The 22,498-nt window shown below is 60.2% G+C and carries 25 protein-coding genes and 3 tRNA genes; 11 read left to right on the forward strand and 17 right to left on the reverse strand.

Annotated elements, in window-relative coordinates; genetic code table 11:
* Positions 1-270 precede the first annotated feature (270 nt).
* From ABDX87_RS27230 to ABDX87_RS27245, 4 genes are all read right to left on the reverse strand, one after another.
* The gene (locus tag ABDX87_RS27230) at positions 271-552 is read right to left on the reverse strand and encodes a peptidylprolyl isomerase (protein WP_074750513.1); all 282 of its coding nucleotides are present in this window, start codon (positions 550-552) and stop codon (positions 271-273) included.
* Between the two features lie 127 nt (positions 553-679).
* The gene (locus tag ABDX87_RS27235) at positions 680-1,561 is read right to left on the reverse strand and encodes an esterase/lipase family protein (RefSeq protein WP_346830681.1); all 882 of its coding nucleotides are present in this window, start codon (positions 1,559-1,561) and stop codon (positions 680-682) included.
* A 300-nt stretch (positions 1,562-1,861) separates the two neighbouring features.
* Positions 1,862-2,947: a 3-deoxy-7-phosphoheptulonate synthase gene (locus ABDX87_RS27240; RefSeq protein ID WP_346830682.1), complete on the reverse strand. Its 1,086-nt coding sequence runs from the start codon at positions 2,945-2,947 to the stop codon at positions 1,862-1,864.
* 327 nt (positions 2,948-3,274) lie between these two features.
* Positions 3,275-3,418 (reverse strand): hypothetical protein, encoded by a 144-nt coding sequence (locus tag ABDX87_RS27245; RefSeq protein ID WP_346830683.1) that lies wholly within the window; start codon positions 3,416-3,418, stop codon positions 3,275-3,277.
* A 259-nt stretch (positions 3,419-3,677) separates the two neighbouring features.
* Between ABDX87_RS27245 and ABDX87_RS27250 the strand changes: the two genes are divergently transcribed.
* Together ABDX87_RS27250 and ABDX87_RS27255 are read left to right on the forward strand one after the other, a co-directional pair.
* Positions 3,678-4,421, forward strand: coding sequence for a carbon-nitrogen hydrolase family protein (locus ABDX87_RS27250; RefSeq protein WP_346833632.1), 744 nt, complete (start codon positions 3,678-3,680; stop codon positions 4,419-4,421).
* 28 nt (positions 4,422-4,449) lie between these two features.
* Positions 4,450-4,887: a GNAT family N-acetyltransferase gene (locus ABDX87_RS27255; protein ID WP_346830684.1), complete on the forward strand. Its 438-nt coding sequence runs from the start codon at positions 4,450-4,452 to the stop codon at positions 4,885-4,887.
* 123 nt (positions 4,888-5,010) lie between these two features.
* On the opposite strand, the gene ABDX87_RS27260 is transcribed toward ABDX87_RS27255, so the two are convergent.
* Positions 5,011-5,244, reverse strand: coding sequence for a DNA-binding protein (locus tag ABDX87_RS27260; RefSeq protein ID WP_346830685.1), 234 nt, complete (start codon positions 5,242-5,244; stop codon positions 5,011-5,013).
* Between the two features lie 82 nt (positions 5,245-5,326).
* Between ABDX87_RS27260 and ABDX87_RS27265 the strand changes: the two genes are divergently transcribed.
* From ABDX87_RS27265 to ABDX87_RS27295, 7 genes are all read left to right on the forward strand, one after another.
* Positions 5,327-5,692 carry a helix-turn-helix domain-containing protein gene (locus ABDX87_RS27265; RefSeq protein ID WP_346830686.1) on the forward strand — a complete coding sequence of 122 codons (366 nt, stop codon included), beginning with the start codon at positions 5,327-5,329 and terminating at the stop codon, positions 5,690-5,692.
* A 191-nt stretch (positions 5,693-5,883) separates the two neighbouring features.
* Positions 5,884-6,528 carry a response regulator transcription factor GacA gene (gene gacA, locus ABDX87_RS27270; RefSeq protein ID WP_346830687.1) on the forward strand — a complete coding sequence of 215 codons (645 nt, stop codon included), beginning with the start codon at positions 5,884-5,886 and terminating at the stop codon, positions 6,526-6,528.
* A 2-nt stretch (positions 6,529-6,530) separates the two neighbouring features.
* Positions 6,531-8,354, forward strand: a complete 1,824-nt coding sequence (gene uvrC, locus ABDX87_RS27275) for an excinuclease ABC subunit UvrC (RefSeq protein ID WP_346830688.1) — start codon at positions 6,531-6,533, stop codon at positions 8,352-8,354.
* A 32-nt stretch (positions 8,355-8,386) separates the two neighbouring features.
* Positions 8,387-8,947 (forward strand): CDP-diacylglycerol--glycerol-3-phosphate 3-phosphatidyltransferase, encoded by a 561-nt coding sequence (gene pgsA, locus ABDX87_RS27280; protein WP_346830689.1) that lies wholly within the window; start codon positions 8,387-8,389, stop codon positions 8,945-8,947.
* A 61-nt stretch (positions 8,948-9,008) separates the two neighbouring features.
* Positions 9,009-9,084: transfer RNA gene (locus tag ABDX87_RS27285), tRNA-Gly, on the forward strand.
* 45 nt (positions 9,085-9,129) lie between these two features.
* Positions 9,130-9,203 (forward strand) — tRNA-Cys (locus ABDX87_RS27290).
* A 172-nt stretch (positions 9,204-9,375) separates the two neighbouring features.
* Positions 9,376-9,462, forward strand: a tRNA-Leu gene (locus tag ABDX87_RS27295).
* A 110-nt stretch (positions 9,463-9,572) separates the two neighbouring features.
* Here the strand turns inward: ABDX87_RS27295 and ABDX87_RS27300 are convergent.
* The 9 genes from ABDX87_RS27300 to ABDX87_RS27340 form a co-directional block, all read right to left on the reverse strand.
* Positions 9,573-10,250 (reverse strand): YoaK family protein, encoded by a 678-nt coding sequence (locus ABDX87_RS27300; protein WP_346833633.1) that lies wholly within the window; start codon positions 10,248-10,250, stop codon positions 9,573-9,575.
* 167 nt (positions 10,251-10,417) lie between these two features.
* Complete coding sequence (locus tag ABDX87_RS27305) at positions 10,418-10,666, reverse strand: hypothetical protein (RefSeq protein ID WP_346830690.1); 249 nt, start codon at positions 10,664-10,666, stop codon at positions 10,418-10,420.
* A 114-nt stretch (positions 10,667-10,780) separates the two neighbouring features.
* Positions 10,781-13,456 (reverse strand): excinuclease ABC subunit UvrA, encoded by a 2,676-nt coding sequence (locus ABDX87_RS27310; protein ID WP_346830691.1) that lies wholly within the window; start codon positions 13,454-13,456, stop codon positions 10,781-10,783.
* 50 nt (positions 13,457-13,506) lie between these two features.
* Positions 13,507-13,674, reverse strand: a complete 168-nt coding sequence (locus ABDX87_RS27315) for a hypothetical protein (protein WP_346830692.1) — start codon at positions 13,672-13,674, stop codon at positions 13,507-13,509.
* The gene (locus tag ABDX87_RS27320) at positions 13,671-14,729 is read right to left on the reverse strand and encodes a DNA topoisomerase IB (protein WP_346830693.1); all 1,059 of its coding nucleotides are present in this window, start codon (positions 14,727-14,729) and stop codon (positions 13,671-13,673) included. The genes ABDX87_RS27315 and ABDX87_RS27320 overlap by 4 nt, the downstream gene beginning before the upstream one ends.
* An 85-nt stretch (positions 14,730-14,814) precedes the next feature.
* Positions 14,815-15,903 (reverse strand): molybdenum ABC transporter ATP-binding protein, encoded by a 1,089-nt coding sequence (gene modC / locus ABDX87_RS27325; protein ID WP_346830694.1) that lies wholly within the window; start codon positions 15,901-15,903, stop codon positions 14,815-14,817.
* Positions 15,904-15,910: 7 nt separating this feature from the next.
* On the reverse strand, positions 15,911-16,591 hold the full coding sequence (gene modB, locus ABDX87_RS27330; protein WP_346830695.1) for a molybdate ABC transporter permease subunit: 681 nt from the start codon (positions 16,589-16,591) through the stop codon (positions 15,911-15,913).
* The gene (gene modA, locus ABDX87_RS27335) at positions 16,592-17,359 is read right to left on the reverse strand and encodes a molybdate ABC transporter substrate-binding protein (protein ID WP_346830696.1); all 768 of its coding nucleotides are present in this window, start codon (positions 17,357-17,359) and stop codon (positions 16,592-16,594) included.
* 135 nt (positions 17,360-17,494) lie between these two features.
* A complete protein-coding gene (locus tag ABDX87_RS27340; RefSeq protein ID WP_346830697.1) occupies positions 17,495-18,577 on the reverse strand; it encodes an NAD(P)H-dependent flavin oxidoreductase in 1,083 nt (360 codons plus the stop codon).
* 142 nt (positions 18,578-18,719) lie between these two features.
* Between ABDX87_RS27340 and ABDX87_RS27345 the strand changes: the two genes are divergently transcribed.
* On the forward strand, positions 18,720-19,358 hold the full coding sequence (locus tag ABDX87_RS27345; RefSeq protein WP_346830698.1) for a TetR/AcrR family transcriptional regulator: 639 nt from the start codon (positions 18,720-18,722) through the stop codon (positions 19,356-19,358).
* A gap of 62 nt (positions 19,359-19,420) precedes the next feature.
* Positions 19,421-20,404 carry an MDR family oxidoreductase gene (locus tag ABDX87_RS27350; protein WP_346830699.1) on the forward strand — a complete coding sequence of 328 codons (984 nt, stop codon included), beginning with the start codon at positions 19,421-19,423 and terminating at the stop codon, positions 20,402-20,404.
* 5 nt (positions 20,405-20,409) lie between these two features.
* Here the strand turns inward: ABDX87_RS27350 and ABDX87_RS27355 are convergent, their stop codons facing one another.
* The 3 genes from ABDX87_RS27355 to ada are packed head-to-tail and all read right to left on the reverse strand — an operon-like array spanning position 20,410 to position 22,488.
* The gene (locus ABDX87_RS27355) at positions 20,410-20,868 is read right to left on the reverse strand and encodes an RES family NAD+ phosphorylase (RefSeq protein WP_346830700.1); all 459 of its coding nucleotides are present in this window, start codon (positions 20,866-20,868) and stop codon (positions 20,410-20,412) included.
* Complete coding sequence (parS, locus tag ABDX87_RS27360) at positions 20,868-21,317, reverse strand: type II RES/Xre toxin-antitoxin system antitoxin (protein WP_346830701.1); 450 nt, start codon at positions 21,315-21,317, stop codon at positions 20,868-20,870. Before parS ends, ABDX87_RS27355 begins: the two co-directional genes overlap by 1 nt.
* 49 nt (positions 21,318-21,366) lie before the next feature.
* The gene (gene ada / locus ABDX87_RS27365) at positions 21,367-22,488 is read right to left on the reverse strand and encodes a bifunctional DNA-binding transcriptional regulator/O6-methylguanine-DNA methyltransferase Ada (protein ID WP_346830702.1); all 1,122 of its coding nucleotides are present in this window, start codon (positions 22,486-22,488) and stop codon (positions 21,367-21,369) included.
* Between the last annotated feature and the right edge of the window lie 10 nt (positions 22,489-22,498).

A 22,498-nucleotide genomic window follows, 5' to 3' on the forward strand; every position in this document is an offset into this window, starting at 1 on the left:
GATTGCGGCGTGCTCTTTGGTTTTTATTCGTTACCTCCAGTGGCAAGGTACCGTAATGCCGTAATCTTTGTAACCGCACAATAGCGAGCGTTGATAACTTCTTTACCGTGCGGCACAGACTGGACGCATTTCAAGGGTTGATGACCCGGTTAACGGGCCAAAAGGAAGCAATTTCTTTGCCGGAATCGATACAGCAACGGTTTGCGGTGCGCTAAATACAAACGGCCCGCTTTTAAGGGCGGGCCGTTCAAGGTGTGGCTAGGGTGTGAATCAATCCTGACGACTGGTCACTTCCAGCAGGTGGTAGCCAAACTGGGTTTTTACCGGACCTTGCACCACGTTGACCGGGGCGCTGAACACCACGGTGTCGAATTCCTTGACCATCTGGCCTGGACCGAACGATCCGAGATCACCGCCTTGACGGCTGGATGGGCAGCTGGAGTTGGAGCGTGCCACTTCGGCAAAATCAGCGCCGCCTTCGATCTGAGCTTTGAGTTCGTTGCATTTCTCTTCGCTGGAAACAAGGATGTGGCGGGCAGTGGCTTTGGCCATTTGGAGTACTCCTGTCAAAAAAAGGAAAGAGCCTACCGGATTAAGGGAGCGTTTTCCCGAGAAAGTTCCAGCCCGGCAGTCGAACGGGCGAGTTGCCATCAGGGACCAGGCTCAGAGGTAAACGCGTCTACAGTCCTTTGCGGAACAATAATCCGGCATGATCAACATAAAGTTTTACCGGATCGACGCTTTTTCGAACGACTCCCGCAGTCTGGTTGATCGTGTCGACATGGTCCATCGGGTAATCGGAGCGTATGACTTTGCCCAGGTGCGAGCTGTAGCGTCCCACCAGGCCGTCGTTGAAAGCGGCCTCCCTCTCAAAAAGAAGCGCGTAACTGCGAAGTGCCAAGTGCAGTGGGTCAAAGGCATTGCGCCCTTCACTCACCAGCGAATGCTGAATGCAGCCACTCCAGGAGTAATAGTGCACGCCATCGACGCGCTCGGCACCTTCACCTCCCCACTCGGAGGGCAGGCCTTGTGGGTAGGCGCTGTTAAACCGCGCCACACCCTCGGTGGTCAGGGCATCCAGCGCCAACAGAGGGTCCTGCGGCAGTTCGGGTTTGCCCCCGAGCAGCGCAAGGAAATGCGCAAAGCCCAGGGTCAGTCGCGAAGCCAGTCGCTCGGGCATCTCACCGGGTAAAAAGGCGCGACGGACCCGGTCCGCGACTTCCGATCCATGGTTCGGGCCGCTGACGGAAGTCACCGAGGCGACCCATTCCGGCCTGACCGCAGCCGCATAACGAGCCGTCAGGGCGCCCTGACTGTGGCCGATCAAGTTGACTCTCAAATAGCCGGTGCGTTTGAGGAAACGTTCGATCTGATCCAGCAACTGCTCTCCGCGGGTCTCGTTGTCGTGAACGCCTGAAATGGTTGGCACGTGAACCCGGCAACCGGCTTTTTCCAGGGCCTGAACGATGCCGTGGAACATGGCGAATTCGCCGACACGCTCGAAACCGAACAAGCCGTGAACCAGCAGGAGGGGGTATTTGGTGGTGACGTCCGTGTACATGAGGATGACTCCCGTTTGCTTGCTGAGGCGCACGAGAGTAAAGGGCAGGACACGGCGCGCAACGCCCTGTGGCGGGGTGCTTTTCAAGGCGTGCAGCGTGTATCAAGTTGTTGGTTGGAGGCTAAGGCCCGGTCGGAAAGGCCTGAGCGACAAGCGCTCAGTGTCATGCCGCGACGTCCGAGTGACACAGGGCAGATTTCCCACAGGGTCGATCCAGAAGGTGACAGATGATTGCTGTCGTTGCGACACGTGCAAGAGAAGTCGGCCGTCGCGTTCTGACCGACTTCTCATGTGCAGATGTTACCTGTAGCGCAGTTTATTCACGGCCTCGCGCAGCAGGTGCTCGGTGCCGTCCCAGCCCAGGCAACCATCCGTCACTGACACGCCGTAGCGCAGCGATTCACTCAGCGGCTGACAGCCTTCGAACAGGTGACTTTCGAGCATCATGCCGATCAGCGTGTTATCGCCCGCCAGGCGTTGCTGCAACACATCGTTGAAGACCTGAGGCTGGCGCAGCGGGTCCTTGCCACTGTTGGCGTGGCTGCAATCGACCATGATTCGGGCGGCGATGCGGTTCTTGTCCAGGCTGGCGTTGACCTTGCCCACACTCTGGGCATCGTAGTTAGGCCCGCTGTGGCCGCCGCGCAACACGATGTGCGTGTCCGGATTGCCCTGGGTCTCGATGATCGCCGGATGACCGTGACGATCGATGCCGAAGTGACGGTGTGCGTGAGCGGCTGAGCGAATGGCGTCGCAGGCCACAGCAACACCGCCGTCGGTGCCGTTCTTGAAGCCGACCGGCATTTGCAGCCCGCTGGCCATCTCCCGGTGGATCTGCGATTCAGTGGTGCGCGCTCCGATCGCCACCCAGCTCAACAGGTCGTCGAAGTATCCGGCGGCCATCGGTTGCAGCAACTCGGTCGCAATCGGCAGGCCGAGTCGAATCATTTCGCGCATCAGGTGACGGGAGAGCGTAAGGCCACCGGCCATGTCATCGCTGCCGTCCAGATGCGGGTCGTAGGCCAGGCCTTTCCAGCCGACGGTCGTGCGAGGTTTTTCGACATAGGCGCGCATCACCAATAGCATCTGATCACTGACCTCGGTGGCGAGGTGTGCCAGGCGTTCGGCGTATTCGAGTGCAGATTTTGGATCGTGGATCGAGCACGGACCGACAACGACTAAAAGGCGGGTGTCTTCGCCGTTGAGAATGGCGCGCACGGATCGGCGATGAGCTTCGACTTGTGCGATCAATGCAACGTCCAGCGGCAGCTGGTTCTTGAGTGCCAGGGTGCTGGGCAGGCGTTGTGGAGCGGGGTGGCTGTCGATCAAGGTCACAGGACGGGACGGCAGGTCGGACAGGCTTTTTGCGACGACGGACGAATTCATGAGTAAGGCTTCCTGGTCGGCGGGCGCTTTCCCGCACGGACCTACTGGGGTGTTCGACAATTGGCCGTATGGGCTGAATGTGTGGATTTGCCACCTGTCAGTGACCGATCGGAGGCGGCAGGCTGTCCCGAACGGAGGTTGCTAAATCGCCATGCAAAGTCGATGTCGTTGCGGTAATAGGTGCTGTAGTTCATGTCATGTTCCTCGAATCGAAGCGTAAGTCAGGTTTTTGAAGGGCTAAAAAAACGAAACCCCCGGTCGGGAGGCCGACCGGGGGTAGAGTTATCTCTGGTTGGCGTCCCGTGATTCGTGGGCGCCGTTTGGGTATCAGGCGCGCCAGTGGCTAAACCAATACCCATAAAAATAAGAAGCAGGCGACGCGATGGTCATTGCATCCCACACAGCCATCTTCGCCACCGGGCGCGAGGCGTCGGCAGGGCGATGAAGCGATGAAAGGCTGGAAAGCAACATGTTCGGTCTCCGTTGAATGACGCCGAGCTTACTTCAGCGGCAGGCGGTTATTCAATTGGAAAATTCAATTGTATCGATTGATAACCTGCAGCCTGCTGCGTTGAAGTGGCCATCGCCGCGCGTGGCAGTAGAATGTCCCGACAATCCGCGGGAGCGTCTATCGTCGTGCGCGGATAACGAGTGATCAGGAGGATCCGCAGTGTCCACGAATGAGCAGCACGGCAACGAAGAGGGTCAGCGACAGCGATCAGAGCCTACGGTGTGGGCGGCGGCCCAATCGCAGTCCGTGGCGGGCGACCTTGCCGCCAACGTTCAGCGCCACTTGCGCTTCATGGAGATCGCCGCGGAGCAGGGTGTCGGGTTCCTGTTGTTTCCGGAGCTGTCGTTGACTGGCTACGAACCGGCGATGGCCAGCGACCTTGCCGTCACCGGACTGGACTCGCGGCTGCAGCCGTTAAAAGACATGGCCCAAGCGTTGAAAATGGTCACCGTGGTTGGAGCGCCATTGCTCGGCGGGACGCGAGGTGACGTCCGGATCGCGGCGCTCACCTTCGGCCTGGGTGGCGAAGTGAGCGTTTACACCAAGCAGCACCTGCACAGCGGGGAAGAGTCGGTATTCAAGGTTGGCGTGGGTGGCGCCCCGGTCGACATTGATGCGGAACACGTTCATCTCGCGGTCTGTGCGGATTTCAGCCATGCAGATCATGCGCAAAAAGCCGCCACAGCGGGCGCCACGATGTACGCGGCCAGCGTATTGATCTCAGGTCCCGGCTACGTGAAAGATTCGGACCTGCTCCGAGGTTATGCCAAGACCCACGGGATGCCGGTCTTAATGGCCAATCATGCCGGCGTCACCGGCGGCTGGCAGTCGGCCGGGCGCAGTGCGTTGTGGGATGAAACCGGGGAGCCGGTCGCAGAGATCGCAGGCGCGGGTGAGGGGTTGCTGGTTGCCACGCGTGGCGGAAGTGGGTGGAGCGCGCGCACCCTGACTGTTTCTATTTAAGTCGCGTGCTCTGATGATCGTAAAAGAAATGAGTCTGCATCTTGCCCTCGCCACGATCGAAGATCTTCCGTTCGCCCGAGAACTCACACGCGTCAACATGCGAGCGTATTACGCCCAATACGGCTTGATCTGGCAGCCTGCGGCGTTTGACGCTGAATGGCCTTTGCGCGAGAGCTACCTGATTCGCAGGGAGCGTTGTCTCGTTGGGTTTCTGGGTATCACGGTGGAGAAGAACTACCTGTATGTGCGCGATATCCAGTTGATAGAAGCGTATCGCGGCGAAGGTGTCGGGGCGTGGGCCATGGCGCGCATCGCGCAAATGGCGGCTGACAGAGGTTGTGAGCGCATACGATTGAAGGTGTTCAAGAGCAACCCGGCGACAGCGTTGTACCGCAGGCTCGGTTACGCGAACGTCGGGGAAGAAGCGGCGTTGCTCTGGATGGAACGCCTCGTGGACCCGCGTTAACAGGCGCACTGCGTCGTGTTGTTCCACTGCTGCGGTAAGCTTCTTTAATAGTGACTGCTGTATGAGTAGGCGATTAACACCAACTTTGCAGAAACATCCTACAAATAACAGGATTTAAATAACTTACTCTGCTTCGGCACCGCTGTTACTCACCGCTGTTGTGGGTATGACGCCGACTTTCATTCCCAATAGCACTGCGACTTTGTGCGACTCGCCACGCCGGCCTTTCTTGCGGCCAGAAAGTATTTGGTAAGTAGTGGCCGGGTCAACACTGTTTTCCCGTGCAAACTCTTGAACGGATTTACCTTGTTGTTCCAGCCAGGCCTTGGCTTGTGCTGCGGTGCGGATTCCGGGCATAGTTCAAAACCGTTCAAGTCTGTTTAAATTTATCTCGATTCTACCATTCGTAAGGATGGGGTCAACAAGGTTATGCATTCAAATGAGTGGAATAGGTGCCCGTATTAGGGAAGAACGCGAGCGCTTGGGGCTGTCGCAACGAGCATTCGGAGAAATTGGTGGAGTGGAACCCAATGCCCAGGGCAAATACGAGAGCGGGGACCGTACACCCAAGGCCGACTATCTGGCGGCGGTCGCGGCCAAGGGCGTCGATGTGCTCTACGTGTTGACAGGCACGCACACGCCAGCACCTGTCGACAACCTCAGCGAAGTTGAAGAGTGGGTGCTGGGCAGCTACAGGACACTGGTCAAAGAAGATCAGGACGCGATTCTGCGTCTGACCACAACACTCGCCGAATACAAGGCAAGCTACGCGCCGGAGAGGAAAGCCCTATCGGAGGAAGATTGATACTCATTGACGTCTGCAAGCGTGCGTTTGAAGATTTTTTGCAAGTTTCGTGGTCGATGGTGATAGGTTGTCTCGATATTGTTATCGATTCTCTGGCACGGCCGTTCGAGTGTTCTTTCGAGCTAGGTCATGCACTTTCTTTTTTGCTAAGGTGACGACCATTCGTCATAAATTGTTCGTGAGGTGTCTGCTTGATTAGGGTGCTGGTTGTCGATGACCACGATCTGGTTCGGACAGGTATCACGCGCATGCTCGCTGACATCGACGGTCTGCAGGTGGTCGGTCAGGCCGACTCCGGCGAGGAATCGTTGAAGAAGGCCCGCGAACTCAAACCGGATGTGGTGCTGATGGACGTCAAGATGCCTGGCATCGGCGGTCTGGAAGCCACACGCAAACTCTTGCGCAGCCATCCCGACATCAAGGTCGTGGCGGTCACTGTGTGCGAAGAGGATCCGTTTCCGACCCGTCTTCTGCAAGCCGGGGCAGCGGGCTACATGACCAAGGGCGCCGGGTTGACTGAAATGGTGCAGGCGATCCGTCTGGTGTTTGCCGGGCAACGCTACATCAGCCCGCAAATTGCTCAGCAACTGGCGCTCAAGTCATTCCAGCCACAGACCAGCAATTCGCCGTTTGATCTGCTGTCCGAACGGGAAATCCAGATCGCCCTGATGATTGTCGGTTGTCAAAAAGTGCAGACCATTTCCGACAAGCTCTGCCTGTCCCCAAAAACTGTGAATACCTACCGTTACCGTATCTTCGAGAAGCTTTCGATCGGCAGCGACGTCGAGCTTGCGTTGCTGGCCGTACGTCACGGCATGGTCGATGCCAGCGCCTGAAAATGACCCAGCCGTTTGATCCAAGTGCATTCCTGTCCACGTGCAGTGGCCGTCCCGGCGTGTATCGCATGTTCGATACCGAAGGACGGCTCCTTTACGTTGGTAAAGCCAAAAACCTGAAGAAGCGTCTCGCGAGCTATTTCCGCAAAACCGGCCATGCGCCGAAGACCAGTGCGTTGGTCGCGAGGATCTCGCAGGTCGAAACCACCATCACCGCCAATGAAACCGAGGCGTTGCTGCTGGAGCAGACCCTGATCAAGGAGTCGCGGCCGCCGTACAACATTCTCCTGCGCGACGACAAATCCTACCCGTATGTGCATTTGTCCGATGGTGAGTTTCCGCGGCTGAGCATTCATCGCGGCGCGAAAAAGGCCAAGGGCCGGTATTTCGGTCCCTATCCCAGCGCCGGTGCCATTCGTGAAAGCCTGAGCATTCTGCAAAAGACTTTTCATGTGCGTCAGTGCGAGGACAGCTTCTATAAGAACCGCACACGGCCCTGTCTGCAGTACCAGATCAAGCGTTGCAAGGCACCTTGTGTCGGCTTCGTCGAGCCCCAGGTGTATGCCGAGGATGTGCGTCACTCCGTGATGTTCCTCGAGGGCCGCAGCAACGCCTTGACCGACGAGTTGAACGCGCTCATGGAAAAGGCGGCGATGGACCTCAACTTCGAGCACGCCGCCGAACTGCGCGATCAGATTGGTCTGCTCCGACGCGTGCAGGATCAGCAGAGCATGGAAGGCGGAACGGGCGATGTCGATGTCGTGGCCGCGTTCGTCAACCCGGGCGGTGCGTGCGTCCACCTGATCAGCGTGCGCGGCGGTCGCGTATTGGGCAGCAAGAACTTTTTCCCTCAGGTGGGTATCGAGGAGGAGGTCGGTGAAGTCATGTCGGCCTTCCTGGCTCAGTATTTCCTGGGCGGCGGCGAGCGAGAGCTGCCGAGCGAAGTCATCGTCAACGTGGTCAATGAAGACTTCCCGGCATTGATCGAAGCCATCGAGGCGTCGCGCGGCCGTGAAATCACCATCAGCCATCGCGTGCGCGGTACCAGGGCTCGCTGGCAGCAGTTGGCGGTCACCAACGCGGAGCAGGCGTTGGCTGCCCGATTGGCGAACCGTCAGCATGTCGCGGCTCGCTTCGAGGCGCTGGCCGAAGTCCTGAAACTGGACGAGCCCCCGCAGCGTCTTGAGTGCTATGACATCAGTCACTCCAGCGGCGAAGCCACCGTTGCATCCTGCGTGGTATTCGGACCGGAAGGCCCGATCAAGTCGGACTACCGTCGTTACAACATCGAAGGCGTCACGGCGGGTGACGATTATGCCGCCATGCATCAGGCCCTGACCCGCCGATTCAGCAAGATCAAGGACGGTGAGGGCAAGCTCCCGGATATCCTGTTGGTGGACGGTGGCAAAGGCCAGTTGAACATGGCGCGCGACGTCATGAACGAGCTCGCGGTGCCTGATCTGATTTTGCTCGGTGTCGCAAAAGGCACCACCCGCAAGGCCGGCTTTGAAACCTTGTATCTGAATGACGCTGCCCACGAATTCACGTTGCGCGGGGACTCACCCGCATTGCATCTGATCCAGCAAATCCGGGATGAAGCCCACCGTTTTGCGATCACCGGACACCGTGCCCGTCGTGGTAAAACCCGGCGCACCTCAACGTTGGAAGGTGTCGCCGGGGTAGGGCCGACGCGTCGTCGGGACCTGCTCAAGCACTTCGGTGGATTGCAGGAACTGTCCCGCGCCAGCATCGAAGAAATTGCCAAAGCGCCCGGAATCAGCAAAAAGCTCGCAGAGTCGATTTATGCAAACCTGCACAGCGAGTAGAATGCCCGCTCACCTCGTAGCCAGTTGTGCCGATGAATATCCCTAATCTGATTACCGTATTACGTGTCCTGCTGATTCCGATCTTCATTCTATTGTTCTACCTGCCTTATTACTGGAGCTACATGGCGGCCAGTTCGGTTTTCGCATTGGCAGCGGCCACTGACTGGCTCGACGGCTACCTGGCCCGGCGTCTGGAGCAGAGCACGCCGTTCGGTGCGTTCCTTGATCCGGTCGCCGACAAACTCATGGTGGCCGTGGCGTTGGTCCTGCTGGTTCAGGCTCATGCCAATTTCTGGCTGACGTTGCCGGCTGCCGTCATCATCGGACGCGAGATCGTGATCTCGGCGCTGCGTGAATGGATGGCCGAGCTTGGCGCTCGTGCTCAGGTCGCGGTGTCAAATCTGGGCAAATGGAAAACCGCCGCGCAGATGCTTGCGTTGGTCATCCTCTTGGCTAACCCGCCCGCGTTCACGTTCTGGGTTGTGCTGGGTTACGTTCTGCTGATGGTCGCGGCGGGGCTGACCTTGTGGTCGATGGTGCAGTACCTCCGGGCCGCGTGGCCGCATCTGCGCACCACGACCGATGAAAAATAAGTTTTTTTAAATCAAGGGGTTGACGGGGTCATTTGAATCTATAGAATGGCGCCCACACCAAGCGGGAATAGCTCAGTTGGTAGAGCACGACCTTGCCAAGGTCGGGGTCGCGAGTTCGAGTCTCGTTTCCCGCTCCAGTTTGTACGCGTTTAGTGTTAGCGGTTAGAGCACTTAACGTTTGGGGCCGAGTAGCAAAATGGTTATGCCGCGGATTGCAAATCCGCTTACGCCGGTTCGATTCCGACCTCGGCCTCCACTATAAACGAGCTCTGTAGATCACTGATTTACAGAGCTTTTTTATTGGCGCTGTGAAAGCTTTTCTGTCTCATTTTGAGGCACATCAAGCTTGCTTCACTGGGAAGGGATGTATATATTCCCAGCTCTTGTCAGCCATGACAGCGACGTTACTACACGCTGAATGCGCTCTCGCCCTGATGGTGAAATTGGTAGACACACCGGACTTAAAATCCGTCGTCCGAAAGGATGTGCCGGTTCGACTCCGGCTCGGGGCACCAATTAGATCAGCCGCTTGTGGAGCAATCCTGAGCGGCTGAGTCGTTTCTGCGTTCTCGTCATTCACTTTCTTTCTCCAAGCGCTGGCTTGGCTGTTTCTGTAACCGCTCGGCTAGCGCGGCATAAATCGCAGCTGCCAGCTCCGGGGAATGGCGGCTGACACTACGGCCAACAGCAAAGTGGACAGTCCGCTCACGACCATGGCCTTGATCCCGAAGGATTGAGCCAGCAGTCCGCCGACGATGGCACCGGCCAGCATGCCCGCCCAGGGAATGAGCTGGACGCGCCAACCGTTGCGGCGTTCGCCCAGACACCAGCGCCCCAAACCTCGTCCAAACCTGGACAGCGCCCCTGTCACGTAGGTCAGCCCGATCGGCAGGCCGTTCACTTCCTCGACAACCGCATTGATCATCCCCATCGAGATGACGGCCAGGAGGAAGGGCGCGGCACCTTCACCTGACGCTCCGCACAGGCAGAGCAAGGCCCCAATCGCCATGAGCAATGGCCAGGCGCGTCGTCTGGAGAAACGGGCAGCGATGACCCCGAGCGCGTTGCCGATGACAAATGCTGCGATGAGCATGCCGATATGAAGGGCGAGGGCAGGGTTTGACTGGTCGATGGAAACCGCGAGGCGCGTGGTGTTACCGCTCATAAACGAGACGAAGTCACCGGTGACCATGAATCCGATCGCGTCCGTCATGCCCGCGATGATGGACAAGGTGCCGACAAACAGTAGCCCGACACGTCCCCTGAGGCGAGCGAATCGCTTGCCTGCCACATTTACGGTCATCGCGTCAGGAAGCACCGTCACCTCGTCAGAATCATCAAGCGCGTCGGGAAGAGCGGCTAGCTCGGCAGACGCCACTTTAGCAAGTCGTACGAGGAAAGGGGCGATCGAAACAGCACGGCAAGGGGCGGCATGCACTCCGTGAGGCGGGGCACTACGTCCTTACGACACTATTTCCCTTCCTGCTTCTCTCCGCTTGTGGTCGCTGCCTCCTTGTGCAGCGTCTCAGTCTCGGCGCCAGCGTTGGCGCCGGAAGATTCTTCCCCTTTTTTGTTGGCTTTCTCGTGATTGGATTCCTTGGGCTGCGTCTGATTGTCGACGGGCAGTGCAGTCTTGGGATCGTTATCTTGCGCGACCGCGAGTAACGGGCCGGCCGACAGGAGGCCCGTCAGTACGAAGGCAGTGATTAACCTGTTCACGATCGTAACCTCTTGAAGGATGTGTGGACTTTGAGGCGCTGAGGGCCTGAAGGTGCTGGCGAGCGGACGAGTGGAATGCTATCCGACACGCCAGCGCGCGATTCAGCGCGCGATTCAGCCCGCGATAATCGCCCGCAAAAACGGTGCAGTGCGGCTCGCCTTGGATTTAGCGACTTTTTCCGGCGTGCCGCTTGCGACGACATGACCGCCCTGATCGCCGGCCCCCGGCCCGATGTCGATCACCCAGTCGCTCTGCGCCACGACACGCATCTCATGCTCGACGACAATAACCGTGTGCCCGCCGTCAACCAGCGCATTGAGTTGCTTGAGCAGGCGGTCCACATCGGTCGGGTGCAGTCCTGTTGTCGGCTCGTCCAGCACGTAAAGCGTGGCGCCGCGCTGGGTGCGCTGCAGTTCCGTCGCCAGTTTGATGCGCTGCGCTTCGCCACCGGACAGCTCCGTCGCGGGTTGACCCAGCCGCAGGTAGCCCAGGCCGATATCACGCAGGACGGTCAGCGATCTGAGCACTGCCGGTTGGTCGACGAATACATCGACGGCCTGTTCGACGGTCAGTTGCAGGACTTGGGCAATGGTGAGGTTTTGCCAACGGATGGCCAGGGTGTCGGGGTTGTAGCGGGCACCATGGCAGGTCGGACAGGGCGCGTAGACGCTCGGCATGAAGAGCAGCTCGACGCTGACGAAGCCTTCCCCTTCGCACACCGGGCAGCGGCCTTTGGCAACGTTGAAGGAGAACTGTCCGGCGTCGTAACCGGCCGCCTTCGCGTCTTCGGTGGCGGCGAAGAGTTTACGGACGTTGTCGAACAGGCCGGTGTAGGTCGCCAGGTTGGAGCGAGGGGTTCTGCCAATGGGTTTCTGATCCACCTGGACCAGCCGCTTGATGGCGTCGAGCCCATCCGTAATGCGCCCGTCCGTGAACTGCGGCGCATCGTCCTCCAGACTGGGCTCTTCCTGGTCATTGTTGCTGGCAGCAGGGCGACCCAGTTCCGCTCCGACAAGTTCTAGCAGCGCCTGGCTGACTAGGCTGGATTTGCCCGAGCCGGAGATGCCGGTCACGGCGGTAAAGCATCCCAGCGGAAATTCGGCCGCGAGGTTGTTGAGGTTGTTTCGAGTAACGCCTTCCAGGCGCAGCCAGCCGGTAGCAGTGCGGCGCGAGGTACGCAGTTCGCTGTGCTCGCCGAACAGGTGCAGGCGGGTCTGTGACGCCTGAATCTGCGCCAGTCCTGCGGGTGGGCCGCTGTAAAGAACGCGACCCCCATGTTCGCCGGCAGCCGGGCCGACGTCGATCAGCCAGTCGGCGCGGCGCATGGTTTCCAGATCGTGCTCGACGACGAATAGGGAGTTACCGGAGGCCTTCAGTTGTTGAAGGGCAGCGAACAGCGCTTCGCTGTCCGCAGGGTGCAGTCCGGCCGACGGTTCGTCCAGCACGTAGATCACGCCAAATAATTGAGACCCTAGCTGAGTCGCCAGACGCAGGCGTTGCAGCTCGCCCGATGACAATGTCGGCGTGCTGCGGTCCAGGGCCAGATAGCCCAGGCCGAGGTCGGTCAGGGTGCTGACCCGCGCTAGCAGGTCTTGGGCAATACGCTGCGCCGCCAGGCGTTTCTCGATGGACAGGTTCGGCGTAGATCGGACATCAGGTGCGCTGTCGTGTGAGGCACCGCCGGCATTGACGCGTTGCTTGCGCGCTTTGTCGATTTGCTGACGGTCAAGGGTGTCGCCGTAGGGGTTGGCGTCGAACACGCCTTCGGCCACCGGGCGCAGCACTTCAGCCAGTCGCAGCAGCGGCATTTGCGAGAGTTCGCCGATGTCCAGACCGGCAAAGGTGACAGAGAGGGCCTCGCGTTTCAGTCGCTTGCCATCGCACAACGGGCAGGGGCTGCCGCGCATGAATTGCGATACGCGCTTCTTCATCAAGGCGCTTTGCGAGTGGGTGAAGGTGTGCAGCACGTAGCGGCGGGCGCCGGTGAAGGTGCCCTGATAGCTGGGCTCCAACTTGCGCTTGAGCGCCACTCGGGTCTCTTCAGGGGTAAGGCCTGCATACACCGGGACAGTGGGTTGCTCCTCCGTGAACAGAATCCAGTCCCGCTGTTTTTTCGGCAGATCACGCCACGGGATGTCGACGTCGTAACCGAGGGTGACGAGGATGTCGCGCTGGTTCTGCCCTTGCCACGCGAGCGGCCAGGATGCGACAGCGCGTTGACGAATGGTCAGGGAATCGTCGGGCACCATCAGATCTTCGGACACTTCGTAAACGCGGCCCAGCCCATGGCATTCAGGGCATGCGCCTTGGGGCAGGTTGGGCGAGAAGTCCTCGGCGTAGAGCATCGGTTGCCCGGCCGGGTAGTTACCCGCCCGCGAGTACAGCATGCGGATCAGGCTGGACAGTGTCGTGACGCTGCCGACCGAAGACCGAGTGCTCGGCGTGCCGCGTTGCTGCTGCAAGGCCACGGCTGGCGGCAGACCTTCGATGGAGTCGACGTTGGGCACGCCGACTTGATCAATCAAGCGTCTCGCATACGGCGCGACCGATTCAAAATAGCGGCGTTGAGCTTCGGCATACAGTGTGGAGAACGCCAGTGACGACTTACCCGACCCGGAAACACCGGTAAACACCACGAGCGCGTCGCGCGGGATATCGACGTCGACATCCTTGAGGTTGTGCTCGCGGGCCCCCCGCACGCGGACAAAGCCCGGTTGGTCAGGCGCGACGGTGAAAGAAGCAGGTGACTGTGTGTCGGCATCGTCAGGCAAAGGTGGCGCGGAGGTCATGTGTGGGCCTTGGGTTGCGGGTGGCAAGGAACAGATCTCAAGCGTCGAGCTTAATCGGCTTTGGGGACTTGTGGGGCATGGCCTGCATCATCTTGTTTGCCACCGGTCATGGGCTGCTCTTTACGGCTTTCGTCCGTGCGCTCGCGGTCGTCCGCGACGTCTGCCGGTGTTGCCGTGGGATCGTTGATTTCCTTGCCGGGAAATGAATGCTGTGTCATGCCTTTTCTCCTGTGGATTCGCGTATCGCTTCAGCGGCCTGCAGTCCCTTTAGAAATCCGGCCAGTGCCGCCTCTTCAAGCCGCAGACCCTTGCGTTGTCGTGAACGTGGCAGTTTCGCCAGTTCGCCGATGACGAAGGCTTCCAGAACCGCCGGGTGGATGTAGCATTTGCGGCACACTGCGGGGGTGTTCCCCAGCAGCCGGGCCACTTCCTTGACCATGGCAACGATATGTTTCTTCGCGTCGGCTTCCGGCTCCCAGTCCAGCTTGCGCAGCGCCGCCAGGGCCATTGCGCTGCCGGCCCAGGTTCGATAGTCCTTGGCAGTGAAATCAGCACCCGTGAGTTCGTGCAGGTACTGATTGATGTCTGAAGATGTGACTGTGTGGCGGTGGCCGTCCTCATCAAGGTACTGGAAGAGGTTTTGTCCGGGCAGCTCCATGCAGCGTTTGATGATATTGGCCAGACGCCGGTCGGTGACGCTGAGCTGATGTTCCACGCCGCTTTTGCCGCGAAACTCGAAGATGATCTTACTGCCGTGCACATCGACGTGCTTGTTGCGCAGGGTCGTCAGGCCGTAGGAACGGTTATCACGGGCGTACTGGCTGTTGCCGATGCGGATCAATGTCTGATCGAGCAAGGAGACCACCGCCGCCATGATCTTCTCACGCCCCATGCCGGGCACTGCCAGTTGTGCCTCCAGCTGCCTGCGAACCTTGGGTAGCACCGTGCCGAAGGCGATCATTCGGGAGTATTTGTTTTCATCCCGAATCTCCCGCCAGCGAGGGTGATAGCGATATTGCTTGCGACCCCGTGCATCGCGGCCGGTGGCTTGAAGATGACCGCGCGGATCGGCGCAGATCCACACGTCGGTGTAGGCGGGCGGGATGACCAGCGCATTGATGCGCTTGATCTCGGCTTCATCCCGAATGCGTTCGCCGTGTGTATCGAAATACACAAATTTGCCGCGCAGGATCTTGCGCGAAAACCCCGGCTGCCTGTCGTCGACGTAGTGCAGATCCTTGGGCAAATCTTCGATGAGGGTGGTGTCCGGCATGAGCGACAATCCTGAGTACTGGTCTTTGCATTGACCGTCCCGGTGCGCAGTGGTGCCGATTATTTGGTGCGGTTCGCGCTCTGCGTCAGGCGAGCAGCGCCACCGATTTGATTTGCGCCCAGAGCCGCTGTCCGGGATGCAGGTGCAACTGGTCCCGCGAATAGCGTGTGATGCGCGCCAACAAGGGAGTGCCTTCGGCATCGAGGCGCACCAGCACATGCGCTGCGTTATCGGCGGCAACTTCGCTGACGACCGTGACCGGCAGGCGATTGAGAATGCTGCTTTGGTCGTCCGGCTGCAGGTTAAGGCTGACGTCGCGCGCCTGAATCTTGAAACGTAGAGATTTGCCCGCTTCCAGTGACGCGTGCGCCACCCGAATCGACAGGTTGCTGGCCGGCAGGCGCACGGTCACCAGGTGATAGGCCGAGTCGTACGCGCTCACCTGACCCTCGATCACCACGCCAGCGTCATCGCCCATCGCCAGTGGCAGGTCCAGCCTGGCCAGTGTTTCGCCAATGGGCCCGCTGGCCAGCGCTTTCCCGTCACTGACCAGCACCAAGTGGTCGGCAAGGCGCGCGACTTCATCCTGGGAATGGCTGACGTAGAGCATAGGGATGTCGAGTTCGTCGTGCAGGCGTTCAAGGTACGGCAGGATTTCGCTTTTGCGGCGCGCGTCCAGCGCCGCGAGCGGTTCGTCCAGCAACAGCAGGCGGGGGCTAGTGAGCAAGGCGCGGGCGATACCGACGCGCTGGCGTTCGCCGCCGGAAAGCGTGTCGGGCTGACGCGTCAGCAGGTGATCAATGCCCAGTAATGCCGTGGCCTGATCGAGTTTGACCCTGCGTTCACTGGCCGCGATGCGCTGGAGGCCGAACTCCAGGTTGCCGCGCACCGTGAGGTGAGCAAACAGGCTGGCTTCCTGAAACACATAGCCGAGCGAGCGTTTGTGCGGGGCGAGAAAGATACCGTTGGCACTGTCTTGCCAGACCTCGCCGTTAACGCGAATGAACGCGTCTTTTGGCTTTTCAAGGCCTGCGATGCAGCGCAGGCAGGTGGTCTTGCCCGAGCCGGAATGGCCGTACAGCGCCGTGACGCCGCGCCCCGGAAGAGACAGGTCAACGCCGAGCGAGAAATTCGGGAAGTCCACGTTCAGCCGGACGTCGATGGAGGGCGTCATGGGGCAGTCAACTCCAGGCCGATTTGGTCTTGCCGCTGGAGTAGAGCACCAACAGAACCAGGAATGAGAACACCAGCATGGCGCCGGCCAGCCAATGGGCTTGTGTGTATTCCAGCGCCTCGACGTGGTTGTAGATCTGCGTCGACACCACGCGGGTTTTTTGCGGGATGTTGCCACCGATCATCAGCACCACGCCGAACTCGCCAACCGTGTGCGCAAAACCAAGGATCGCACCAGTGATGAAACCAGGGCGCGCGAGCGGAAGGATCACGGAGAAAAAGGTGTCCCAAGGGTCCGCACGCAGGGTCGCCGCGACCTCAAGAGGCCGAGGGCCGATCGCCACAAATGCATTTTGCAGAGGCTGTACGACGAAGGGCATGGAATACAAAACGGACCCGATCACAAGGCCGGTGAAGCTGAAAGTGAGGGTGCCGAGCCCCAGGCTTTGGGTTAACTGTCCCAGTGCACCATTCGGGCCGAGCAACAGCAGCAAATAAAAGCCGATCACCGTGGGCGGCAGTACCAGCGGCAACGCCACCACGGCGCCAATCGGACCTTTGAGCCAGGACCGGGTGCGCGCTAGCCATAACGCGATGGGCGTGCCGATAATCAGCAGGATCACGGTGGTCAGTGACGCCAGTTTCAGCGTCAGCCAGATCGCCGAGAGGTCGGCACTGTCCAGTGGCATTTACAGTTGATACCCGTAGGACTTGATGATTGCCGCGGCTTTCGGGCCTTTGAGGTATTCCATCAGCGCTTTGGCGGCGGGGTTGTCCTTGCCTTTGTTGAGGATCACAGCGTCTTGCTTGATCGGTTCATGCAGGTTCGCCGGTACGATCCAGGCCGAGCCGCCGGTCAACTTGCCGTCCTTGTAGACCTGGGATAGCGCGACGAACCCCAGTTCGGCGTTGCCGGTCTGTACGAATTGATACGCCTGGGCAATGCTCTGACCTTCCACGATCTTGGGTTTGGTTGCCTCGGTCAGGCCCAGTTTGTCGAGTACCTGAGTGGCGGCCAGGCCGTAAGGCGCGGCTTTAGGATTGGCGAGGGACAGGTGAGCGTAGGTGTTGTCCTTGAGCACCTGCCCCTTCTCATCCACATAACCGTCTTTGGCGGACCACAACGCCAGGGTGCCGACCGCGTAGGTAAAACGCGAGCCTTTGACGATCTCGTTTTCGCTTTCGAGCTTGGCCGGAGTGGTGTCGTCAGCGGCCAGGAACACCTCGAAGGGCGCGCCGTTCTTGATTTGGGTGTAGAACTGGCCTGTGGCACCGAAGGAAGCCACCAGCGTGTGACCGGTGTCTTTTTCGAAATCCTTGGCGATGGCCTGAATCGGGGCGGTGAAGTTAGCGGCTACGGCCACCTGCACTTCGTCGGCCAAGGCGCCTGTCGCCGAGAGGGCGGCAATGGCGATGGCCAGGGATTTAAGCGTGAGGCGAAGGGAGGTAGCGCGCATGAAACAGCTCCGTGGTGTTTTTATGAGGTGATGTCGGACGTCAACCGAATAACGGCCAAACGCTATGCAGTGAAATATATAGCGAGTGATCACCTCAAGGAAGCCTGTTTTTTTGCGTGCGTGGTCTGGCCCCGGTCAGTTTTTGACGCCCGCCAGTCGTTCGAGGGTTTGAATGGCGAGTTGGCGCGTCCATGCCTCAGCAGGCAATTGATGCTTGATCCCCACCGCCTGACCCGCCCAGAGGTTCATGAAGCCATCGTCGCCTTGAGGTTCGGCTTTGGCGCGCAGCGGCATCAGCGCGCCACCGGCGGTAGGGAAGGCCGGCGCGGCGGCGTTGATCGGACCGATCTCCCGCATGATGCGATTGACGATCCCGCGTGCGGGACGACCGGTAAACAGGTTGGTCACCGCGGTCTGGCTGTCGGTGGCGCCCCGCAGTGCCGCTTGATGCAGCTTCGAGGTTTTGGCTTCCGGGCAAAACAAATAAGCCGTGCCCAGTTGCACGGCCGAGGCGCCTAGCATGAAGGCCGCTGCGACACCGCGACTGTCGGCGATCCCGCCCGCTGCAATCACCGGCACGCTGACCGAGTCGGCGATTTGCGGGACGAGCGCCATGGTACCGACCTGGGTGTACAGCGCGTCGCTGAGGAACATACCGCGGTGGCCGCCCGCTTCGTTGCCCATGGCGATAATGGCGTCGCAGCCATGTTGCTCCAGCCACACGGCTTCCTCGACCGTGGTCGCAGAGGAAATCACCTTGGCCCCGACGGCCTTCACGCGCTTCACGTATTCAGCAGACGGCAGGCCGAAGTGGAAGCTGACCACTTCAGGTTTCAGCTCTTCCACCAGCGCGCAGCTTGCCTCATCAAAGGGGGCGCGGTTCGAGGTCGGCGTGGGTGCGTCGAAGTCCGCCCCCAGCTCCTGATAGTAAGGCTGCAACAAGTCCTTCCAGGCCTTGGCTGCCTCAGGGTTCACGTCCGGGTTCTGGTGGCTGAAAAAGTTGAGGTTCAAAGGTGCGCGAGTCCCCGCACGGATTGTAGCGACCTCTTCGCGGATCTGGTCGTGGCTGAGCATGGCGCAAGGCAGTGACGGCAGGCCGCCGGCTTTGCCGACTTCGATTGCCAGCGCGGATCCTGCTGCGCCTGCCATCGGCGCCAGCAGGATAGGCACCTCGATGCCAAGCAGTTTGAGGATGCGGGTGTCGGGCCAGGCGATCATGGGCAGATTCTCCAAGAGCGGAAAGAAGACGGGGGCTTCACGGGGTTCGACGCATGGGCCAGGAGCAAGCAAACTGGCGTCAATTGTCACCCGGTCAGAGGGTGAGTTGATTTAATAGCCGATCAGTCTAATATGCAACCCCATGAACGAGACGATCTCAACACCCAAGCGTCGTGGCCGTCCACCCAAGGTGGCGCGCGACGACCAGTTCGACACCCGCACGGCGCTGGTGCGCTGTGGCGTGGAAGTCCTGACTGAGCAAGGCTTCATGGCGACAGGTATCGACGGCATCCTCAAGCGCGTCGGTGTGCCGAAAGGATCCTTCTACCACTACTTCCCCAGCAAAGAAGTCTTTGGCCTCGAGGTGCTGGAAAGCTACGCCGGTTACTTCGCCAGGCGCCTTGACCGCTGGTTGCTCGACGAGACGCTGACGCCACTTGAGCGATTGGCAGGCTTCGTTCAGCACTCCAAGCTCAGCATGGCGCGTTACGACTACCGCCGTGGTTGCCTGGTCGGCAACATGGGCCAAGAAGTGAGCGTATTGCCGGAAGGTTTTCGTGAGGCGCTGGAGCGCACATTCCTCGACTGGCAGCGACGACTGAGTATCTGCTTCGAGGCCGCCAAGCAAGCAGGTGAGTTGCCCGCCAGCGCCGATTCACAAGCGCTGGCGGCGTACTTCTGGATTGGCTGGGAAGGTGCTGTGCTTCGCGCCCGACTGGTTCAAAGCGACAGCCCGATCAACATCTTCATTGCCGGATTTCTACGCGGCCTGCCGCGATGAATTTCGATTACCTGTTTATCCACGACCATTTATAGACGACCGGTCTATAACGGAGGCGCAGCATGTTCAATGCCATTTTGATCGACAAGGACGACAGCGGTTATCACGTCCAACTGACCGCCCTCGACGAAGCACGTTTGCCTGAGGGTGACGTCACGGTGTGCGTGGCCTACAGCACGCTCAACTACAAGGACGCGCTGGCCATTACCGGCAAAGGGCCGATTGTGCGCACGTTTCCCATGATCCCGGGCGTAGACCTTGCAGGAACGGTGGAACAGAGCAGCAACCCGGACTTCAAACCGGGCGATCAGGTGGTGCTCAACGGCTGGGGCGTCGGCGAGGGTCATTGGGGCGGTCTTGCGCAAATGGCGCGCCTTGAAGGCAAATGGCTGATTCCGCTGCCGGCCGCGTTCACTGCGGCTCAGGCCATGGCCATTGGGACTGCGGGTTACACGGCAATGTTGGCGGTCATGGCACTGGAAAAGAATGGTGTGACCCCGGATAAGGGCGAGATTCTGGTGACCGGTGCCAATGGCGGCGTCGGCAGTTTCTCCATCGCGATTCTGGCGAAGCTGGGTTACCAGGTTGTGGCCTCGACAGGGCGTCTGGAAGAAAGCGACTACCTCAAGCAACTGGGCGCAGCCGAGGTCATCGACCGGGCAACGCTCTCGCAACCGGGGCGTCCGCTGGCCAGGGAACGCTGGGCTGGGGCCATTGATTCGGTCGGCAGTCACACGCTGGCGAATATCTGCGCCAGCATGCGCTATTGGGGCACGGTCGCCGCGTGCGGCCTGGCACAAGGCATGGAGTTTCCGGCGTCGGTGGCGCCGTTCATTCTCCGCGGGGTGACGCTCGCCGGGATCGACAGTGTCATGCGGCCGCGTCAGGACCGCATAGACGCGTGGGCACGTCTGGCGACCGATCTGGACCCGGCGCGGCTGGCGCTGATCACCCATGAAATCGGCTTGGGAGAGGTGATTGAAACCGCGCACCGGCTCATGGACGGGCAGGTGCGTGGCAGGGTGGTGGTCAACACTCAGCGTTAATTAGCTCAGCGTGCTCGGGTGAGGCCGTAGATGAAGTCGCTCGACTGCAAGACCTTGATCTGAGCCATCGCCGGGTGTTTGGGATTGATCATCAGGCAGCGGGTCTGATCCGTTGTCGCCGAGGGCAGTATCAGCCCCAGATGCTCGGTGCGCTCAAGCCAGGCGGTGCCGAAATCCATGCTGGCTTTGTCGGCGGGCAGGGCATTCCAACCCGGCGGTAATTGCTGCCGGGTGGGTTCGTGGTACAGGGCCGGGTTGTCGGGCAGGTGCAGTTCAATGAGTTTCAAGGGCAGACACGGCACGTGGCCCGCCAGCATGACGGTGTCCAGGGCGCAGCCGGCGGTGCTCAGGCCGAGGTACAGCGCGGGATGATTGGGGTGGTTCCAGCGGCCGCCGTACAGCGCAGCGCCGGCGCCCGTGAGTTCGCCCACGACGCAGGCCTTGCCGATTCGCCAGGCCCGCATCAGACGACGCCGCCGTGCTGCAGCGCCGCCAGCGTGCGTCGCACCTGGATCGCGCCTATTTCGGTTTCGCACAGGGTGATCGGGGTCTGGTCGTTCAGAGCGCGGTTCGGGGTCATCATCCAGCGTCGGGCGGTGTCCTGATCTTCGAACACCTCCGCGGCGCGGACCGCCAGGGTGGCGACACGGTCCAGTCGTTCCGAACCCACCAGATCAAGCGGTCGCTGTTGTCGCTGACGACGCTCCAGCGTGGAAACCGATGTACTGAGCAGCGCCTCAAGCTGACTGTTGCTGAGCTGAAATGCACAGCGCACGGTTTTGACCCAGCCGGGAGGAAATCCGGTGCGAATGTAGGCCAGGCGTTCGGTTTCGTTGCGTGTATTGAGTTGATCGGCAATCAGCCAGAAGGCGGGGGCGGCGTTGTTGATCGAGGCGTGAGAAATCGCTGGCACGTCCATGCTCCTTGATTCAGATTCCAGAGTCCGGGACGTTACGCCCCTCTCAGCGTTTCTCAAGCGCCAAGCTGTTACAGGTATTTGCCTGAGCCTCGCGGTCCAGCAGCTTGCGTTTGCGTTCCGCGCCCCAGCGATAACCGCTAAGCCCGCCATCGCTGCGCACCACCCGATGACAGGGGATCGCCACCGCAATACTGTTTGCTCCACAGGCTTGTGCGACGGCACGAAACGATTTCGGCGCGCCGATCTGCCGGGCGATGTCCGCGTAACTGGCGGTGCTGCCCGGTGGAATCAGTGAAAGCGCGTGCCAGACCCGCTGCTGAAACGCAGTGCCCTGCAGGTCCAGCGGCAGGTTCAAGCCGACACCCGGCGCTTCGATAAAACCCACCACGTGGGCAATCAGTTGCTCGAATTCGCGATCCCCGCCTATCAGCGTGGCGGTGTGAAACTGGTCCTGAAGGTCCTCGACCAACCGGTTGGGGTCGTCGCCGAGCAGAATCGCGCACACGCCGCGCGGGCTTTGTGCAACCAGGATCGATCCTAGAGAGCATTCTCCAACGGCAAAGCGAATCGCCGTGTTGGCGCCGCCCTTGCGGTAGTCCGAGGGTTTCATGCCAAGCATTTTGTCACTGGCTTCGTAGAAACGGCTGTTTGAGTTGAAACCCGCGTCATACATGGCTTCCGTGACCGTGCTCGCTGTATTGCCGGGCGCTGTCAATCGCGTGCGCACCCGCTCCGCCCTGTGGGCATTGGCATAAGCTTTGGGCGTGAGGCCGGTCACCGATTTGAATACGCGGTGGAAATGCCACGGGCTCATTCCTGACTGCTCGGCGAGCTCATTCAGGCTGGGCGCTTGCTCGGCGTCCGCGATCTGCCGACAGGCTTGGGCGACCCGTGTGGCGTGCTGGCCAGCGAGGTGCGTCTGATCCGCCGAGGCGCGTTTACTGGGGTGATAGCCCGCCGCTTCGGCCTGGGCAGCGTTGTCGAAGAACTCGACGTTTTCTGGCTTTGGGAGGCGCGAGACGCTGCTGGGTCGGCAGTAGATGCCGGTGGTGCGCACCGCGTACACGAATTGGTGGTCAGCGGCAGGATCGCGCGCCAACACCGCGGCCCAGCGTGGGTCGTGTTCAGTGCGTTGAGCGTCTGCATTGGCTTTACTGCGGTGCATGGCGGTTACC

The sequence above is a fragment of the Pseudomonas abietaniphila genome, assembly GCF_039697315.1.
GTDB lineage: Bacteria > Pseudomonadota > Gammaproteobacteria > Pseudomonadales > Pseudomonadaceae > Aquipseudomonas > Aquipseudomonas abietaniphila_B.